The organism is Pandoraea pulmonicola, assembly GCF_000815105.2.
GTDB lineage: Bacteria > Pseudomonadota > Gammaproteobacteria > Burkholderiales > Burkholderiaceae > Pandoraea > Pandoraea pulmonicola.
This window is the reverse complement of sequence record NZ_CP010310.2, coordinates 3,583,497-3,601,418: the sequence shown is the minus strand read 5'-3', so window position 1 is coordinate 3,601,418 and position 17,922 is coordinate 3,583,497. Positions and strand designations below refer to the sequence as shown.

Here is a 17,922-nt window from a genome sequence, read left to right as displayed (position 1 = left end):
GTCATATGATCGATACCAACCTCGCCAGTTTCGACGCCGACGTGCTGGCCGTCTCGCATCAGGTGCCGGTGCTGGCCGACTTCTGGGCTCCCTGGTGCAGCCCCTGCAACGTGCTCGGGCCGCTGCTCGAGAAGCTCGAAGCCGAAGCGCAGGGGCGCATCCGCCTCGTGAAGATCAACGCCGACGAGAACGCGCAATTGTGTGCGGAGTACGGTGTGCGCAGCCTGCCCACGGTGGTCGCCTTCGTCGACGGCGAGCCCGTCGACCAGTTCGTGGGCGCCTTGCCCGAGGGGCAACTGCGCGCCTTCATCGAGCGCATCGTGCCGAATCCGGCGGAGCTGGCGCGTCGGACGGCGCGCGACGCGCTGGCGCAGGGGCATCCCGAAGCCGCGCGCGACGCCCTGCAGGCGGCCCTCGCGCTCGACCCCGCGCACGACGACGTGCGTCTCGATCTGGTCGATGTGTTGCTCGCCCTGGGAGACGCCAAGGCCGCCCGCACGGAGCTGACCTTGCTCTCGCCGCGCACCGCCGCCAGTGGCGATGCTCGCATTGCCGCGCTGAACACGCGCATCGAGGCTGCGGAACAAGCGAGCCGTCTGCCGGCCGCGCAGGATCTGCTCGCGCGAGTGCAGGCCGAGCCTGACAATCTCCAGGCGCGCCTGGACCTCGCGAATCGTTATCTCGCCGACCGTGCCTACGAGCCGGCGCTGCAGACGCTCCTGGAGATCGTGCAGCGCGACCGCTCGTTTGCCGACGACGCCGCACGCAAGTCGATGCTGGCGATCTTCGACGCGCTCTCGGAGACCGACCCGGCGACCGTCTCCGCCTGGCGGCGCAAGCTGAGCGCCGTGCTGAACTGACGCTCCATTTATCCCCTGATTTCCATGCCGATGACTGCGCCTTCTCTCATTACGTTTGCTCCCGCCCAAGCAGGAGAGCCCGTGTTCGACCATCCCGCCGAGGCCCGTCGCGTGAGCGGCAATCCGCAACGCGTCACGCGTCCTTTCTATACGGATGCGCTCGGCGAATTCGATTGCGGCGAATGGACCTGCGAGCCGGGCGCGTGGCGCATTGCGTTCGGTCCGCATCGCCAGGAGTACTTCTCGGTGATCGAGGGGCGCATCCGGATCAGCGATCTCGACGGCAACGCCTCGGAGTTCGGGCCGGGCGACGCCTGCGTGATTCCCGCCGGTTTCGAGGGCGTATTCGAAGTGGTGGAGCCGGTGCGCAAGCATTTCGTGATGTTCGAGCGCAAGGCGGCGTCATGACACGATTGATCTTCTTCTGCGGTCACTCGGGAGCGGGCAAGACGACGCTCGCCAAGCGTTTGATCCGCCCGCTGATCGAGCGCAGCGGCGAGGCGTTCTGTCTGCTCGACAAGGACACGCTCTACGGCGGCTACAGCGCGGCGGTGATGGGCGCATTGACGGGCGACCCGAACGATCGCGACAGTCCGGTCTATCTGCAGACACTGCGCGAACCCGAATACGCCGGACTGCTGGAGACGGCGCGCGAGAATCTGCGTCTCGGTGTGAACGTGCTGGTGGTCGGGCCGCTTTCGCGCGAGCTGCGCGAGGGCCTGCTGTTCGATCGCGCCTGGCTCGACGTCGACGACGACGTGAGCGTGCATGTGGTGTGGGTGGACCTCGACGAGACGCACGCGAGAGCGCGCATCGAGAGCCGCGGCAATCCGAACGACGCCTACAAGCTTGCCCACTGGGAGGAGTATCGCTTGCGCCGTATTCTGCCGCCGGCGTCGGCATTCCCGGGGCTGGTTCGCTTCGACAATACGTTGCCGACGCAACAGGACGACGAGCAACTGCTGCAGACGCTATTGGCACAGACGCGCTGAGGCCGATGTCCCGGCCCCCTCCCTGAGGGGCGGGGCGCAATTCGCGTTGGCATGGGAATGTTCTGAAAGGCCGCCGACACGCCAATGCGGGCGCAACGGCGTTGCTAAGGTGGAGAGATTCCTCTCCCTCTGCCCACGACGCCCATGCCTGTCTTCTTTCTCCGCCGCTTTGCCACCGCGGCCCGCATTGCGGGCAGTCCCCATCATTGGGTTCGCTCGTTGATCGCAACGATGACGCTGATGATGCTCATGACGGCGGCCATCATCCCGAGCACGGCTTACGCGGGCGAGCCGACGATGCCCGGGATGCCGCGCCTCAACGGGATCGCTCCGCCGCCGTATGCGATCGATGCCTCGGCGCCGGACCTGTCCTCCGAAGCCGCGGCGGCGCTGCCGCCCACGATGGTGCGCATTCGCGAGCGTGGGCGCATCGTGCTCGGCTATCGGCAGAGCGCCGCGCCCTTTTCCTACGTCGATGCGAACGACCAGCCGATCGGTCTCGCCTGGGCGCTGTGTCAGCGCATCGTCGCCGTGTTGCAGCGGGAGATGGCGATGTCCTCGCTGCCGGTGACCGCGGTCAGGGTGATCGAGCAGATGCGTGCGCCGCTCGTCGAAGCCGACGCCATCGATATCGACTGCGCACCGTCCACGGTGACGGCGGCGCGCGAGCGGCAGGTGGCGTTCAGCCTGCCGTACTATGCGTCTAACGTGCGGTTGATGGTGCGCCGAGGCAGCGGCATCGCGTCCCTCGACCACATGCGAGGGCTCCGGCTCGTGGTGGTGCAGGGCACCACGGCGGAGCGCCTCGTCCGCGCACAACATGCCCGATCGGGTTTCCAACTGTTGATGGCTCGCGACTACGCCGACGCCTTCCGCATGCTCCGCGCCCATCGCGCGCAGGCGTTTGCCTTGGACGACGTTCTCCTCGAAGGGCTGCGCGCGACCGGCAAGACGCCCGACGCCTTCGAGATCGTCGGGCCAGCGCTGTCGGAACAGCCGGAATCCTACGCACTTGTGCTTCCCAAAGACGATCCGGCATTCAAGACCCATGTCGACGCCGCGCTCGCGCAGATTTTCCAAAACGGCGAAATGGCGCAGCTTCAGTACGAATGGTTCCAGTCGCCCCTGCCGCCCTACGGACATAACCTGCAAAGTGCGCCGTCAGCCGACGTGGTGGCCCTATGGGCCGCAGGCGCACGCTTCGACGCTGCCTCGGACGACGGCGCGACCGCACGCGTCGAACAGGGGGCATCCGCCGTCTCGACCGACCCGGGATCGTGATCTGTCCGTTCCCGATGCCGGTTCCTGTCGCGGCCGGCGACCGCATAAGCTAATGACAAACGTTTCTTTGATTCCCTCGGCCTGAATCTGTAGATTCCTATCGTGCTGTTATATCGATAGGAATTGCTGTGAACGGTTGGAATGTTGTCAATTGGAAGGCCGGCGCCAAGCGCGTCGCATGGGGGCTGACGCTCCTGATTTCCGCTCACGCGGGTCTTCCCTCCGCCGCGGTCGCTGCGCCTGCCGCCCCTGCTGCATCCGCCGCATCCACCAGGATCGTGCCGCTGCCCGCGCTCAATGGGGAACTGACCGGTACGCTCAAGAAGATCCGCGAGACGGGGCTCATTACGCTCGGCTACCGCGAAGCCGCTATCCCGTTCTCCTACGTGAACGACAAGGGCAAGCCCGTCGGTTACACGATGGACCTGTGCCATGCGGTCGTCGACGCGGTGAAGACAGCCCTCGACATGCCGAACCTGCGCGTGCGCGAAATGTCGATCACGCCCCAGAACCGCATCCCGCTGGTGAAGAACGGCACGGTCGACCTGGACTGCGCACCGAACACGATCACGCCGGAGCGCGCGGAACAAGTCGGCTTCAGCAACCCGTATTACGTCTCGGAAGTGCGCTTGCTGGTCAACAGGAAGGACAACATTCGCGGCCTCGAAGACCTCAAGGGCCAGAACCTCGTCGCCTCGGCCGGCTCGACGGGCGAACGTCTCGCCCGCATCCAGGCCGACAAGGGCGGCTTCCGCGTGATCCCGGCCCGCGATCATGGCGAGTCGATGATGACCCTGGAGACCGGTCGGGCGAAGGCTTTCGCACTCGACGACGTGCTCCTCGCCGGCCTGCGCGCCAACGCACGTGAACCCGGGGACTTCGTCATCGTCGGCGCTCCGCTCGAAACGGAACGCAACGCGCTGATGCTGCGTCGCGACGATCCGCAGTTCAAGACGTTCGTCGACACGACGCTGGCTCACGTGTTCAGCTCGGGCGAGATCCGCCGCATCCAGCGCAAGTGGTTCCAGCAGCCCATCCCGCCGCGCAACGTCAACTTGAACCTCGAACCGAGCAAGGAAGTGCTCGAGGTCTGGCACAAGGGATCGCAAGTGACGGAGTAATCCGTCGCCGGGGACCGGCGAAGGCAGTCGCGCCGGCTCCCCATCCTCCCAACGCTGAAAACGAAGCCCGCCGATAGCGATATCGGCGGGCTTTGTCGTTCGGGCGTCCGCACAGGCGGGCCTCCATGCGCTCCGTTTGCCTCGCCGGTGGGGCAGGGCGCGCTCGCATGGATACGGCGCGTCCGTGCGGCCGTTTACGCGTTGTTTACACCCCCCTTACGCCTTTTGTCCCCGTCTTTACGCGCCGCTCCGTATCGTTCATTGCACGGCTGGCATGCGCATGCGAGGGCGCGTCGCGCCCGCGGCGTGCCGGCCGCCACACGATAGGGAGTTGTCATGGACTGGTTATATCTCGGCGTCATCGCGGTCTTTACTGCCGCGACCGTCGGCTTTGTCGCGTTCTGCGCGTCGGTAGGGGGGCAGCAATGACAGCCATGTACTGGCTGAGCGGCGCACTCACGCTCGCGCTGCTCGCTTATCTCGTCTACGCGCTGTTCAAGCCGGAGGACCTCGCATGACACTCAACGCCTGGATCCAGCTCGGCGTCTTTCTCGTCGTGCTGCTGGTGCTGGCACGCCCGCTCGGCCGCTTCGTGGCCGACGTCCTCGCCGGCGAATCGCGTGTGAACCGCTGGTTCGCACCCCTGGAACGCGGACTCTATCGCCTGTGCGGCGTCGACGCCGGGAAGGAGATGCACTGGCGCACCTACGCGATCGCGCTGATCGGCTTCAACGCCGTCGGCGCCTTCGCCGTCTATGCGCTGCAACGCTGGCAACTCTGGCTGCCCTTCAACCCGCAAGGGTTCGGCGCCGTCTCGCCCGATTCGTCCATGAACACGGCCGTGAGCTTCGTGGCCAACACGAACTGGCAGGGCTACGCCGGCGAGTCGACGATGAGCTATCTCACGCAGATGCTCGGTCTCGCGGTGCAGAACTTCCTGTCGGCGGCCACCGGCATCGCCGTGGTCGTCGCCCTGATTCGCGGCTTCGCCCGCCACACGGCGCAGACGATCGGCAACTTCTGGGTCGACATGACGCGCATCACGCTCTATGTGCTGGTGCCGCTTTCGGTGCTCTTCGCGGCTGCCTTCATGAGCCAGGGCGTGATTCAGAACTTCGACGCCTACAAGGATGTGAGCACGCTGCAAGCGACGCACTACGACAATCCGGTCCTCGGCCCGGACGGGCAGCCGAAGCTCGACGCCGCCGGCAAGCCGGTCACCCAACCGGCCGTCACGCAGACGCAGACGCTGCCCATGGGCCCGGTCGCTTCGCAGGAAGCGATCAAGATGCTCGGCACGAACGGCGGTGGCTTCTTCAACGCCAACTCGGCGCACCCGTACGAGAACCCCACGCCGGTGTCGAATTTCCTGCAGATCCTCGCGATCTTCCTGATTCCCGCGGCGCTGTGTCACACGTTCGGGCGTATGGTCGGCGACCGCCGCCAGGGGCTGGCGATTCTCGCCGCCATGACGATCGCCTTCTCGATCGCGACCGTCGCCACGGTCTCGGCCGAGCAGGCCGGCAACCCGGCGCTCACCCCGCTCGGCGCGGATCAGCAGGTCAGCGCCATGCAGTCGGGCGGCAACATGGAAGGCAAGGAAACGCGCTTCGGCATCGTGGCCTCGGGCATCTTCGCCACGGTGACGACGGCGGCCTCCTGCGGTGGCGTGAACGCGATGCACGATTCGCTCACCCCGCTGGGCGGGATGGTGCCGATGCTGCTCATGCAACTCGGGGAAGTGGTGTTCGGCGGCGTGGGCTCGGGGCTGTACGGGATGCTGGTGTTCGCGATGCTGGCGGTTTTCGTCGCCGGTCTGATGATCGGCCGCACGCCGGAATATCTCGGCAAGAAGATCGAGGCGTTCGAGATGAAGATGGTCGCCGTGGCCGTGCTCATGACGCCGCTGCTCGTGCTGCTGGGCACCGCGCTCGCCGTGCTGGTGCCCGCCGGGCAGGCCGGCGTGGCCAATCCGGCCACACATGGCTTCTCGGAGATCCTCTACGCCTACAGCTCCGCCGCGAACAACAACGGCAGCGCGTTCGCCGGGCTCTCCGCCAACACGCCGTTCTACAACAGCACGCTCGCCATCGCGATGTGGTTCGGCCGTTTCTGGGTGATCGTGCCGGTGCTGGCGATTGCCGGTGCGCTCGCTCGCAAGAAGCGCATCGCCGCGACGCCGGGCACGCTGCCCACACACGGCCCGCTGTTCGTCGTGCTGCTGCTCGGCACGGTGCTGCTGGTCGGCGCGCTCACGTACGTGCCCGCGCTCGCACTCGGTCCGGTCGCCGAACATCTGGCGATGATCGGCGCGCATTGACTATTGAAATGAGGCATTCGAGGCACTCATGAATCAAACCTCAGGTAATACCGCCGCCCGGCCGATGAGGGACGGACACACATCGGCCGCCCGGTCGATGTTCGACCCCTCCATCGTCAAGCCGGCCATTGTCGACTCGTTTCGCAAGCTCCACCCGCTCACGCAGGCGAAGAACCCGGTGATGTTCGTGGTGTACGTGGGCAGCCTGCTCACGACCGTGCTCTTCGGCATGGCCGTCGCCGGCCACGCCGAGGCGAGCGCGCCGTTCATCCTGGCCATCGCGCTGTGGCTGTGGTTCACGGTCCTGTTCGCGAACTTCGCCGAAGCGCTCGCCGAAGGGCGCAGCAAGGCACAGGCCGCTTCGCTGCGTCAGGCGAAGAAGAACGTGCCCGCCAAGCAACTGCGTGCGGGCCGCCGCGACGCCGAATGCCTGGTCATCGACAGCGCAAGCCTGCGTCGTGGCGACTTCGTGCTCGTGGAGGCCGGCGACGTCATTCCGGCCGACGGCGAAGTGGTCGACGGCGTGGCGTCGGTCGACGAGTCGGCCATCACGGGCGAATCGGCGCCGGTGATCCGCGAGTCCGGCGGCGACTTTTCCGCCGTGACCGGCGGCACGCGCGTGCTCTCGGACTGGATCGTCATGAAGGTGACGGTCAACCCGGGCGAAGCGTTTCTCGATCGCATGATCGCCATGGTGGAAGGCGCGAAGCGTCAGAAGACGCCGAACGAGATTGCCCTCACGATCCTGCTGGTCGCGCTCACGCTGGTCCTGTTGCTCGCCACCGCCACGCTGCTGCCGTACTCGATCTACAGCGTGTTCGTCACGCAAGCCGGCCATCCGGTCACGATCACGGTGCTCGTGGCGCTGCTCGTATGCCTGATTCCGACGACGATCGGCGGGCTGCTCTCGGCCATCGGCGTGGCCGGCATGAGCCGCATGATGCAGGCCAACGTGATCGCCACCTCGGGCCGCGCGGTCGAAGCGGCTGGCGATGTGGACGTGCTGCTGCTCGACAAGACGGGCACGATCACGCTGGGCAATCGTCAGGCGTCGCAGTTCGTGCCGGGCCCCGGCGTCGACGAGCGTGCGCTGGCCGACGCCGCGCAACTCGCGTCGCTGGCCGATGAAACGCCGGAAGGGCGCAGCATCGCCGTGCTCGCGAAGCAGCGCTTCAACTTGCGCGAGCGCGAGATGAGCGGCCTGCATGCCTTGTTCATCCCGTTCTCCGCGCAGACGCGCATGAGTGGTGTGGATCTCCCCGACAGGCAGATCCGCAAGGGCGCCGCCGATGCGGTCAAACGCTACGTGGAGTCGGCCGGCGGGGTGTGGCCGGCCACGCTGGCCACGGCGGTCGACGAGATTGCACGCCGCGGCAGCACGCCGCTGGTCGTGGCGGAACAGGATGCGCAGGGCACTCGCGCGCTCGGCGTGATCGAGCTCAAGGACGTGGTCAAGGGGGGCATCAAGGAGCGCTTCGCCGAACTGCGCCAGATGGGCATCACCACGCTGATGGTCACGGGCGACAACCGTCTGACGGCCGCTGCCATTGCCGCCGAAGCGGGGGTGGACGACTTCCTCGCCGAGGCCACGCCGGAAGCCAAGCTCGCGACGATTCGCAAGTACCAGGCCGAAGGCAAGCTCGTGGCGATGACCGGCGACGGCACGAACGACGCCCCCGCACTCGCGCAGGCCGACGTCGCCGTGGCGATGAACTCGGGCACGCAGGCCGCGAAGGAAGCCGGCAACATGGTCGACCTCGATTCGAATCCCACGAAACTCATCGAGATCGTCGAGATCGGCAAGCAGATGCTCATGACGCGGGGCAGCCTCACCACGTTTTCGATCGCGAACGACGTGGCGAAGTACTTCGCGATCATCCCGGCCGCGTTCGCGACGACGTATCCGCAGCTCGATGCGCTCAACGTGATGCATCTGGCGAGTCCATCCTCGGCCATCCTGTCGGCCGTGATCTTCAACGCGCTGATCATCGTGGTGCTGATCCCGCTCGCGCTCAAGGGCGTGAAGTACCGCCCGCTCGGCGCCGCGACGCTGCTGCGTCGCAACCTCGTCATCTACGGGCTGGGCGGAATCCTGGTGCCGTTTGCCGGTATCAAGGTGATCGACATGTTCATCGCCGCCATGGGCTGGGCCTGATCCGGGCGGGGGCGCGGCGCGTCCCCGCATTCCCCCGCACGCCGACTCGTTGGACTTTCAAGGAATAGATGTCATGAAAACCCTCTTTCGCCCGATGCTGAGCCTGTTCGTCGTGCTCAGCGTCATCACGGGCCTGGTGTATCCGCTGGTCGTGACCGGCATCGGCCGCGCGGCCTTCTCCCGCGAAGCGTCGGGCAGCCTGATCTACAAGGACGGCAAGGCCGTTGGCTCGGCACTGATCGGGCAGAACTTCGACGAACCGAAGTACTTCTGGGGCCGCCTGTCGGCCACCGCACCGATGCCGGACAACGGCATGGCCTCGGGCGGCTCGAACTTCGGTCCGCTCAACCCGGCGCTCGCCGACGCCGTGAAGGGGCGCGTCGCCGCGCTGCGCGAGGCCGATCCCACGGCGGCGCTGCCGATCCCCGCCGACCTCGTGACGGCTTCGGCCAGCGGCCTCGACCCGGAAATCAGCCCGGCTGCCGCCGACTATCAGGTCGCCCGCGTCGCCAAGGCGCGAAGCCTGTCGCCGGACGCCGTGCGCGAACTGATCGCTCGCTGCACGCAAGGCCGTCAATGGGGCATTTTCGGAGAGCCACGGGTCAATGTTCTGAAACTCAACCTCGCGTTGGACGAACTGACACGCGCCGGCGTCTGAAATGCGCGGCGCCTGGCGGGGACGGGCCGGCCAATGGCTGGTCTTGCCCGCCGGACAGGAGTAGATTGGCGGCACGCCCGAACGCGTGCCGTTTTTCATCGTCGGGCGATCGATGCGTCGACCGATGATTCGATGGATGACGCGCGCCACTCGGCGTGTGCGAACTAATGGACTGATCCGATGGCTGGCATGGAGCGCCCCGATCCCGACGAACTGCTCGACAAGCTGCAACGCGACGAAGCGCGCGAGCAGCGCGGCCGGCTGAAGATCTTCTTCGGGGCGTCCGCGGGGGTGGGCAAGACGTTCGCGATGCTGCAGGCCGCGCGCAAGTTGCGCGAGGAGGGCGTCGACGTGGTGGTCGGCGTGCTCGAGACGCATGGTCGCGAGGAGACTGCGCGTCTGCTCGACGGTCTCGAGGTCCTGCCGCAGAAGTCGGTCGAGTATCGGGGCCGCGTGCTGCGTGAGTTCGATCTCGACGGCATGCTCGCGCGTGCCCCGGCCGTGGCGCTCGTGGACGAACTGGCGCACGCGAACGTGCCGGGGGCGCGACACCTCAAGCGCTGGCAGGACGTGCAGGAATTGCTCGCGGCGGGGATCGACGTCTACACGACGCTCAATGTCCAGCATCTGGAGCGGCTCAATGACGTGGTCGGTCAGATCACGGGCATTCGCGTGTGGGAGACGATACCGGACCGCGTCTTCGATCTGGCCGACGAGGTGAAGCTCGTCGATCTGCCGCCCGACGAACTGCTCGAGCGCATGCGCGAGGGCAAGGTCTATCTTCCCGCGCAGGCCGAGCGTGCCGTGCGCAACTTCTTTCGCAAGGGCAACCTGATCGCGTTGCGCGAGCTGGCGCTGCGTCGCACGGCCGACCGCGTGGACGCGCAGATGCGCGAGTACCGCGCGGACCAGTCGATCAGTCAGGTGTGGCAGGCGCGCGAGCGGCTGCTCGTCGCCATCGGACCGGGACCGGAAGGTGTGGCGCTGGTGCGCGCCGCCGCGCGCCTCGCGGCGAGCCTTCGCGCCGACTGGCTCGCCGTGCATGTCGAGACGCCGGCCATGCTGCGGCAGTCGCCGGCACGCCGGGAGGGCACGTATGCCACGCTGAAGCTGGCGCAGGAACTCGGCGCCGAAACGCTCACGCTCGACGGCGCGCAGGCCGCCACGACGCTGCTCGCCTACGCGCAGATGCGCAATGTCTCGAAGCTGGTGCTCGGGGCGAGCGGCGCGCGTCGCTGGTGGACGGCGAGCACGCCGCTGCACGAGCAACTGGTGCGGCTCGCGCGCGGTGTCGACGTGGTGCTGATCGGCCCCTCCGCCGGCGACCGGGCAGCGGACACGCGCGTGGTGCGCGGCGACTGGCAAGGCTGGTTCGATACGGCGCCGGAACTCGGGCTAGTCGGCGGCCCCTGGCGCGCTTACGCGTGGGCCGTCGGCATTTGCGGCGCGGTGTCGCTCGCGGCGGCGGAGCTCACGCGGTTTCTCGATCTCGCCAACATCGCCATGTTGTATCTGCTCGGCGTGATCGTCGCCGCGATGCGGCTCGGACGCGGGCCGGGCGTGTTGGCGTCGTTCCTGTCGGTGGTGGCGTTCGACTTCTTTTTCGTGCCGCCGAAGATGTCGCTGTCGGTCTCGGATACGCAGTACCTGCTGACGTTCGCCGTCATGCTGACCGTCGCGCTGGTCATCAGCCATCTGACCACGAGCCTACGCTTTCAGGCGCGACTCGCCACGTGGCGGGAACGGCGCACGGGGGCGGTGTATGCTATGGCGCGCGAACTTGCGGCGGCGCTCACGACGCCACAGATCGTGGAGATCGGTGCGCGTCACGTGCGCGAGGTGTTCCAGGCGCGTGTGGCGCTGCTGTTGCCCGACAGCCAGGGCAGCGTGCGACAGCCTGTCGAAAATGCGCTGCCGGAGACATTGCCCGGGCATATCGACACGGACGTCGCGCAATGGGTCTACGATCGGCAGCAGGCGGCGGGGCAGGGCACCGACACGCTACCGGCGTCGGACGCCTATTACCTGCCGCTTCGCGCGCCGATGCGCACGCGCGGCGTACTGGTGGTCGCCCCCGAGCACACCGGCAGCGGCGCCGTCGGCACGCCCGAACAGCAGCGGCTCCTCGACACGTTTGCCGCGCAGATCGCGCTCGCACTCGAGCGTGTTCACTACGTCGAGATCGCACAGGACGCACTGGTGACGATGGAATCGGAGCGCCTGCGCAGCTCGCTGCTCTCGGCGATCTCGCATGACTTGCGCACGCCGCTCACGTCGATCGTCGGGTTCGCGAGCATGCTCAGCCGCAACGATCAGACGACGGGGCCGCTGCGCACCGAACTCGTCGATGCCATTCACGAGGAAGCGCAGCGCATGACCGGGCTGGTGACCAATCTGCTCGATATGGCGAAGTTGCAGGAAGGCGGCGTGCAGCTCAATCGGCAATGGCAGATGCTCGAAGAAGTGGTCGGTACTTCGCTGCGCGCGTGCCGTCGGGTGCTCGCGGGGCACGAAGTGAGCACACGGCTGCCTGCCGATCTGCCGCTGCTGCGCTTAGACGCCGTCCTGCTCGAACGGCTGTTCACGAATTTGCTGGAGAACGCCGCGAAGTACACACCACCGGGTTCGCACATCGCCATCGCCGCGCGCGTGCGCGGCGACGACGTCGAGGTGAGCGTGAGCGACGATGGCCCGGGACTGCCGCCGGGCATGGAAGGGCGTATCTTCGAGAAATTCATGCGTGGCGAGAAGGAGTCCGCGAAACCCGGCATCGGGCTCGGGCTGGCAATCTGCCGCGCCATCGTGCAGGCGCACGGCGGTAAAATCCATGCCACCAATGTGCCGGACGGGCACGGCGCGCAGTTTGTCTTCACGCTGCCGATAGAGACGCCGCCGGCGCCTCCGGGGCTCTTGGAAGGCGCCGACGATGATGCCGAGGCGGGGCTCGACGCCGGTGCCACCCGGCAGCCGTCGGACGGAAGCGCGAGTGGAAGCACGAACGTCGGAACGAGTGGCAATCCGAACGGCAACAGGAAAGGGGGGCCGGACGAGAGGGCATCGTCGCCCCGCTCTCCGGGCGCCAACGCGACACAAGAACATGAGTGAACCGACCATCACCATCGTGGTGATTGAAGACGAACGCCAGATCCGGCGATTCCTGCGTACCTCGCTGGAGGCCGAAGGCATGGTCGTGCACGAGGCGGAAGCCGGACGCCAGGGCATGGTCGAGGCGGCCACGCGCAAGCCTGACCTGCTCATCGTCGATCTCGGACTGCCGGACATCGACGGCGTGGAAGTCATCCGCGAGGTGCGCAGCTGGACCGACATGCCGATCATCGTCCTCTCGGCGCGCAACGAGGAGGCGGAGAAGGTCATCGCTCTCGATGTGGGCGCGGACGACTATCTGACCAAGCCATTCGGCGTGTCGGAATTGCTCGCCCGGATTCGCGCACAATTGCGGCGTCATCATCGCGGCGGCAACTCGGAGACGCTCGACGAAGCGTTCTCCTTCGGCGATATCCAGATCGATCTCGCGCGCCGCAAGGTGACGCGCGCGGGCGAACCCGTCCACCTCACGCCCATCGAGTACCGATTGCTGGTCACGCTGGTGCGTCACGCGGGGCGAGTGCTTACGCACCGTCAGTTGCTCAAGGAAGTGTGGGGGCCGTCACACGTCGAGAGCAATCACTACCTGCGTATTTACATGGGGCATCTGCGTCAGAAGCTGGAAGCCGACCCTGCGCAGCCGCAGCACATCCTGACGGAGACGGGGGTGGGCTATCGGCTGGAAGTCGACGCCGCGGTTTGAGGCGACAACGCGCGGCATGGCACAAGATGTCCCACTGTAAGTGAATGCCCCTGTCGAGGGTGGGGTGTCGCGTCGACGCGCCATGGCTTTGCTAGAATCGCAGGGTTCCATTCGACGTTGCTCGCGTGCAAGGACGTCTTCGCCGGCGACTCTCGTGCAGGCGCGGGATCGTTGCCGCGGGGTGTGATGGCGCCATGGCGCTACGTCGGCGCACGTCGGCACATCTGACGCGTCTCGCACTTCATTCGGTATCCGATGGAACCCGCGCCCGGGACGACCTGGCGTGCGGCAATCACTTCTTCTCCGGGGACGACCCCGATCGACTTTTCATCGGAGTCAATCTTGGCCTGGATTCTTCTCGTATTCGCGGGTTTGCTCGAAGTGGCGTGGGCCGTCGGCCTGAAGTACACGCAAGGCTTCTCCCGTCTCGTGCCCTCCGTCTTCACGATCGTATCGATGGTCGGCAGCGTCTGGCTGCTCGCGCTAGCCGTGCGTTCGCTGCCACTCGGCACGGCGTACGCCATCTGGACCGGTATCGGCGCGGTCGGCGCCTTCGTGCTGGGCATCGTGCTGTTCGGCGAATCGGCGTCCGCCGCGCGTATTGCCAGCGTGACCCTGATCCTGGCGGGTCTCGTCGGCTTGAAACTCACCGCGGCCTGACCGGCAAACCGGGCCATCCTGCGGCGACTTTGCGCGTTTTCCCAAAAAACGTCACTGGTGGTGCGTTGCCGCAACGCGCGGCATAATGACGCGGTAACGGTCAATCCGGCACAGCGGCGATGTCATGCGGCAGTTCCCGCCGCTGGGCGCGTTCGATCGGGGAAACCGGTACCGCGTGGGCAATTCACCACGCGTGATCGTGCGACGCCGCCATGTCGGCGGCAGCGAGGTCACCATGCTTGAATCGATTGCGCTCGGCGCGGGGCTGTCCTGGGGCAGCGGCCTGCGGTTGTACCTGACGGTGTTCTGCGCGGGGATGGCGGCGCGTCTCGGCTGGCTGCATCTGCCGCCGTCGCTCGCGGTGCTGGCGTCGACCTGGGTCATCGCCGCTGCCGGTGTGCTGGCGGCCATCGAGTTCTTCGCCGACAAGATTCCCTTTGTCGACAGCGCCTGGGACGCGGTGCACACGTTCATCCGCATCCCGGCCGGGATCGTGCTCGGTGCGGCGGCGTTGGGGCAGATGGACCCGACGGTCACGGTGCTCGCCGGTCTGGCGGGCGGCGCGCTGGCAGGGACGGCCCATCTGGCCAAGGCGGGCAGTCGTGCGTTGATCAACACGTCGCCGGAACCTTTCTCCAATGTGGCGGCCTCAGCCGGCGAAGATGTCTCTACGGTGGGCGGACTGGCGCTTGCGTTCTTTCTTCCCGTCGTTTTTCTCTTGTTGTTGCTGGTGTTCGTCGTGCTGGCGTGGTGGTGGCTGCCGCGCGTCTGGCGCGGATGGCGCTCGTTGCTGGCGCGGGTCAAAGGATTGAGGAACGATGGGGTTCACTGAGGTTGCCCGCCAGGCCTGGCGGATGTTCCTGCGCGATTGGCGCGCGGGCGAGTTGCATCTGCTTCTCGTGGCGCTGTTGCTGGCGGTGGGCGCGCTCTCCAGTGTGGGTTTTCTCTCGGATCGGATGCAGGGCGGGCTCGAACGCGATGCGCGTCAGATGCTCGCCGCCGATCTCGTCGTTCGCAGCGACGCTCCCTTGTCACCGGAATTCGCCCGTCAGGCCCGGGCCGACGGGCTGGCCACCGCCGTCGTCGCCAATTTCCCCAGCATGGCAAGCGCCACCGGCGCAAACGGGCAGGCGAGCGCGAGCCGGCTGTCGTCCCTGAAGGCGGTCAGCGACGGCTATCCGCTGCGTGGCCGGGTCCGTACGGCGCCCGACGCCAAACCCGATACGCCGGACGCCCCCGCCGCCGCCATCCCCGAGCCCGGCACGGTGTGGGTGGACGCCGCGCTGCTCGAGGCTTTGCACGTCAAACCCGGCGACGCCATTCGTGTGGGCAACCGGACGCTGCGCATCGCCGCCGTCATCACACGAGAGATGGATCGCGGCTACGGCTTCGGTTCGCTCGCGCCGCGCGTGATGATGCGCTTCGACGAACTGCCGTCCACGGGGCTCGTGCAGTTCGGCAGCCGCATCACCTATCGCCTGCTGGTGGCGGGCACGGACGCACAGGTCGGCAAGTTCGCCGCCTGGGCGCGTCCGGCGGCCGAGCAGGCGCGCGGTGTGCATCTCGAATCACTGGAAGACGGTCAGCCGCAGGTGCGCCAGACGCTCGATCGCGCCGGGCGCTTCCTCTCGCTCGTGGCGCTGCTGGCCGCCGTGCTCGCGGCCGTGGCGGTCGGCATTGCGTCGCGCCGCTATAGCGAGCGGCACCTCGACGCTTGCGCCGTCATGCGCTGCCTGGGCCTGTCGCGCCACGCCCTGCGAGGCATGGTGACGCTCGAATTCATCGGACTCGGCCTGATCGGCGGCGCGCTTGGCGTGGCGCTCGGCTATCTGGCTCACTGGGTGCTGCTCGCGCAGTTGGGCGACGTGATTCCGGCGGGACTGCCCGCGCCGACGTGGCGTCCGGCGGTGTTCGGGTTCGCCAGCGCGCTCGTGATGCTGCTCGGTTTCGCCTTGCCGCCGTTGCTGCCGCTCTCGGAAGTCGCGCCGTTGCACGTGCTGCGTCGCGACGTCGTGGGCGGCGCGCGCCGGCGGGGCTGGTTCGCGTACGGGGCGAGCGCGCTGGCGTTTGCCGCGCTGCTGCTGTTCGCGGCGCGCGATTTGCGTCTCGGGGCGATGGTCGCGGGCGGCTTCGTCGCCGGCGCGCTGGTGTTCGGCGTGCTCGCGTGGCTGGCCATTCGAGGGCTTGCCGCCTGGGCTCGACGCCGGGGCGCTGGCGGTGCGATGGGCGGCATCGGCTGGCGGTATGCCCTGGCCGGACTGCGGCGCCGTGGAATGGGCAGCGCTTTGCAGGTGGTCGCGCTGGGGCTTGGGCTGATGGCCTTGCTGCTGCTTGCCGTCACGCGCAACGATCTCGTTGCCGGCTGGCGCCAGTCGAGTCCGCCGGACGCGCCGAACCGCTTCGTCATCGATATCCAGCCGGGGCAGGACGGCCCCGTGCTGTCGCAACTGCGTGCCAGCGGGCTGCCCGACGTCCAGCTCTCGCCCATGATCCGCGCACGCCTGACCGCCATCAATGGCAAGCCGGTGACCGGTGAGAGTTACACCGAAGAGCGGGCGCGCCGTCTGGCCGAGCGCGAGTTCAACCTTTCGTACACGTCGGCGTTGCCCGAAGGCAACCGCATTACCGCCGGGCAATGGTATGGCGATGCGACGTCGCCGCAGATATCGATGGAGGAGGGCATCGCCAAGACACTCGGACTGAAGCTTGGCGACACGCTGCGCTTCGAAGTGACCGGGCAGAGCATCGACGCCCCCATCACGAGCCTTCGCAAGCTGGACTGGGGATCGATGCGGGTGAACTTCTTCGTGGTGATGCCGCCGGCGGCATTGCGCGAATTCCCGATGACGTGGATCACGTCGTTCCACCTCGACCCGCCGCAGCAGGGCGTGGCCGATGCGTTGGTGCGGCAGTTCCCCAATGTGACGGTGATCGACACGGGCGCGCTGCTCGCTCAGATTCAGCAGATCCTCTCGCAGGTGATCGATGCCGTGCAGGCGCTCTTCCTCTTCACGCTCGCGGCCGGGGTGCTCGTGCTGTACGCGGCGCTGGCCGGTACGCGCGACGAGCGGATGCGCGAGAGCGGGATTCTGCGCGCGCTTGGCGCGTCGTCGCGCCAGCTTCGCGATGTGCATCTGGCGGAGCTGGTGACCGTCGGCGCGCTTGCGGGGTTGCTGGCGGCGTTCGGGGCCGGCGTGCTCGGTTGGGCGCTCGCGCGCTACGTCTTCGAGTTCGCGTTGCACTTCAATCCGTGGCTGCCGGTGTTCGGTGTCGGTGCCGGTGTGCTGTGCGCGCTGATCGGCGGATGGAGCGGGCTGCGCGCGGTGCTGCGTCAGTCGGCGCTGCGCACCCTGCGGGAAGTCTGACGCGGCGTTTCCGTATGCCGTCGGATGCGCTACGGGGGCCGACGGGTGACGCAAGCGTGGCGGCATGGGGCCGGCGGAAGTGGCGCGGCATCCTGCCGCGCGTCCATGCGCGAACGCCTGCCGTCGGGCACAATATCGGACATGACGACCGAAAATACATCCTCATCCCCCAAGGACGACGCCCAGGACGCGGCGGCGCAACCGACCGCCTTCATGCTGCTCGGCGGTGAAGATCGCGTGCGCGAACTCGTCGACCGTTTCTACGACCTGATGGAGCTCGAATCCGAGTTCGAGGGTATTCGCAGTCTGCATCCCGAAGAACTCGGCGGCTCGCGAGACAAGCTGTTCTGGTTCCTGTGCGGCTGGTTGGGCGGGCCCAACCATTACATCGAACGATTCGGGCATCCGATGCTGCGGGCGCGCCATCTGCCGTTTCCCATCGCCACGAGCGAGCGCGACCAGTGGCTGCGCTGCATGGCATGGGCGATGCAGGATATCGGCGTCGAACAGCCGCTGCAGGAGCGTCTCATGCAGGCCTTCCACGGCACCGCGGACTGGATGCGCAATCGCGCAGGCTGAGGTTCGAAGGCCTGCGAGCCACCTCGATCCACTCAATTTGTGCGTTTTTCGGACGGCCACTCTCGTGCGCCGCTCGCGCGCGTTCTGTCGCAATGATGAACGCAGACGCACGTTGTCCAGCAG

The 17,922-nt window shown here is 67.1% G+C and carries 15 protein-coding genes; all 15 read left to right on the top strand.

The window, feature by feature from the left end; genetic code table 11:
* Positions 1-8 precede the first annotated feature (8 nt).
* The 15 genes from trxA to RO07_RS15440 all read left to right on the top strand — a co-directional run bounded on the left by trxA (position 9) and on the right by RO07_RS15440 (position 17,799).
* Positions 9-860 (top strand): thioredoxin, encoded by an 852-nt coding sequence (gene trxA, locus RO07_RS15510; protein ID WP_039415702.1) that lies wholly within the window; start codon positions 9-11, stop codon positions 858-860.
* 30 nt (positions 861-890) lie between these two features.
* The gene (locus RO07_RS15505) at positions 891-1,268 is read left to right on the top strand and encodes a cupin domain-containing protein (RefSeq protein WP_039415701.1); all 378 of its coding nucleotides are present in this window, start codon (positions 891-893) and stop codon (positions 1,266-1,268) included.
* Positions 1,265-1,852 carry a P-loop nucleotide/nucleoside kinase family protein gene (locus tag RO07_RS15500; protein WP_039412026.1) on the top strand — a complete coding sequence of 196 codons (588 nt, stop codon included), beginning with the start codon at positions 1,265-1,267 and terminating at the stop codon, positions 1,850-1,852. Before RO07_RS15505 ends, RO07_RS15500 begins: the two co-directional genes overlap by 4 nt.
* Positions 1,853-2,083: 231 nt before the next feature.
* The gene (locus RO07_RS15495; protein WP_160118114.1) at positions 2,084-3,133 is read left to right on the top strand and encodes an amino acid ABC transporter substrate-binding protein; all 1,050 of its coding nucleotides are present in this window, start codon (positions 2,084-2,086) and stop codon (positions 3,131-3,133) included.
* 128 nt (positions 3,134-3,261) lie between these two features.
* A complete protein-coding gene (locus tag RO07_RS15490; RefSeq protein WP_237171269.1) occupies positions 3,262-4,254 on the top strand; it encodes an amino acid ABC transporter substrate-binding protein in 993 nt (330 codons plus the stop codon).
* 425 nt (positions 4,255-4,679) lie between these two features.
* On the top strand, positions 4,680-4,772 hold the full coding sequence (gene kdpF / locus RO07_RS15485) for a K(+)-transporting ATPase subunit F (RefSeq protein WP_072637068.1): 93 nt from the start codon (positions 4,680-4,682) through the stop codon (positions 4,770-4,772).
* Positions 4,769-6,574 (top strand): potassium-transporting ATPase subunit KdpA, encoded by a 1,806-nt coding sequence (gene kdpA, locus RO07_RS15480; RefSeq protein ID WP_039412024.1) that lies wholly within the window; start codon positions 4,769-4,771, stop codon positions 6,572-6,574. The genes kdpF and kdpA overlap by 4 nt, the downstream gene beginning before the upstream one ends.
* Positions 6,575-6,602: 28 nt before the next feature.
* Positions 6,603-8,729 (top strand): potassium-transporting ATPase subunit KdpB, encoded by a 2,127-nt coding sequence (gene kdpB, locus RO07_RS15475; RefSeq protein WP_269466448.1) that lies wholly within the window; start codon positions 6,603-6,605, stop codon positions 8,727-8,729.
* A 73-nt stretch (positions 8,730-8,802) separates the two neighbouring features.
* The gene (kdpC, locus tag RO07_RS15470) at positions 8,803-9,387 is read left to right on the top strand and encodes a potassium-transporting ATPase subunit KdpC (RefSeq protein ID WP_039412019.1); all 585 of its coding nucleotides are present in this window, start codon (positions 8,803-8,805) and stop codon (positions 9,385-9,387) included.
* Between the two features lie 189 nt (positions 9,388-9,576).
* Positions 9,577-12,492 carry a sensor histidine kinase gene (locus RO07_RS15465; RefSeq protein WP_072637066.1) on the top strand — a complete coding sequence of 972 codons (2,916 nt, stop codon included), beginning with the start codon at positions 9,577-9,579 and terminating at the stop codon, positions 12,490-12,492.
* Positions 12,485-13,195, top strand: a complete 711-nt coding sequence (gene kdpE / locus RO07_RS15460) for a two-component system response regulator KdpE (RefSeq protein ID WP_039412016.1) — start codon at positions 12,485-12,487, stop codon at positions 13,193-13,195. Before RO07_RS15465 ends, kdpE begins: the two co-directional genes overlap by 8 nt.
* 342 nt (positions 13,196-13,537) lie before the next feature.
* The gene (gene sugE / locus RO07_RS15455) at positions 13,538-13,855 is read left to right on the top strand and encodes a quaternary ammonium compound efflux SMR transporter SugE (RefSeq protein WP_039412014.1); all 318 of its coding nucleotides are present in this window, start codon (positions 13,538-13,540) and stop codon (positions 13,853-13,855) included.
* Positions 13,856-14,090: 235 nt separating this feature from the next.
* A complete protein-coding gene (locus RO07_RS15450; RefSeq protein WP_039415692.1) occupies positions 14,091-14,687 on the top strand; it encodes a DUF4126 domain-containing protein in 597 nt (198 codons plus the stop codon).
* The gene (locus tag RO07_RS15445; protein WP_237171268.1) at positions 14,674-17,220 is read left to right on the top strand and encodes an ABC transporter permease; all 2,547 of its coding nucleotides are present in this window, start codon (positions 14,674-14,676) and stop codon (positions 17,218-17,220) included. The genes RO07_RS15450 and RO07_RS15445 overlap by 14 nt, the downstream gene beginning before the upstream one ends.
* A gap of 141 nt (positions 17,221-17,361) precedes the next feature.
* The gene (locus RO07_RS15440) at positions 17,362-17,799 is read left to right on the top strand and encodes a group II truncated hemoglobin (RefSeq protein WP_039415690.1); all 438 of its coding nucleotides are present in this window, start codon (positions 17,362-17,364) and stop codon (positions 17,797-17,799) included.
* Positions 17,800-17,922 lie beyond the last annotated feature (123 nt).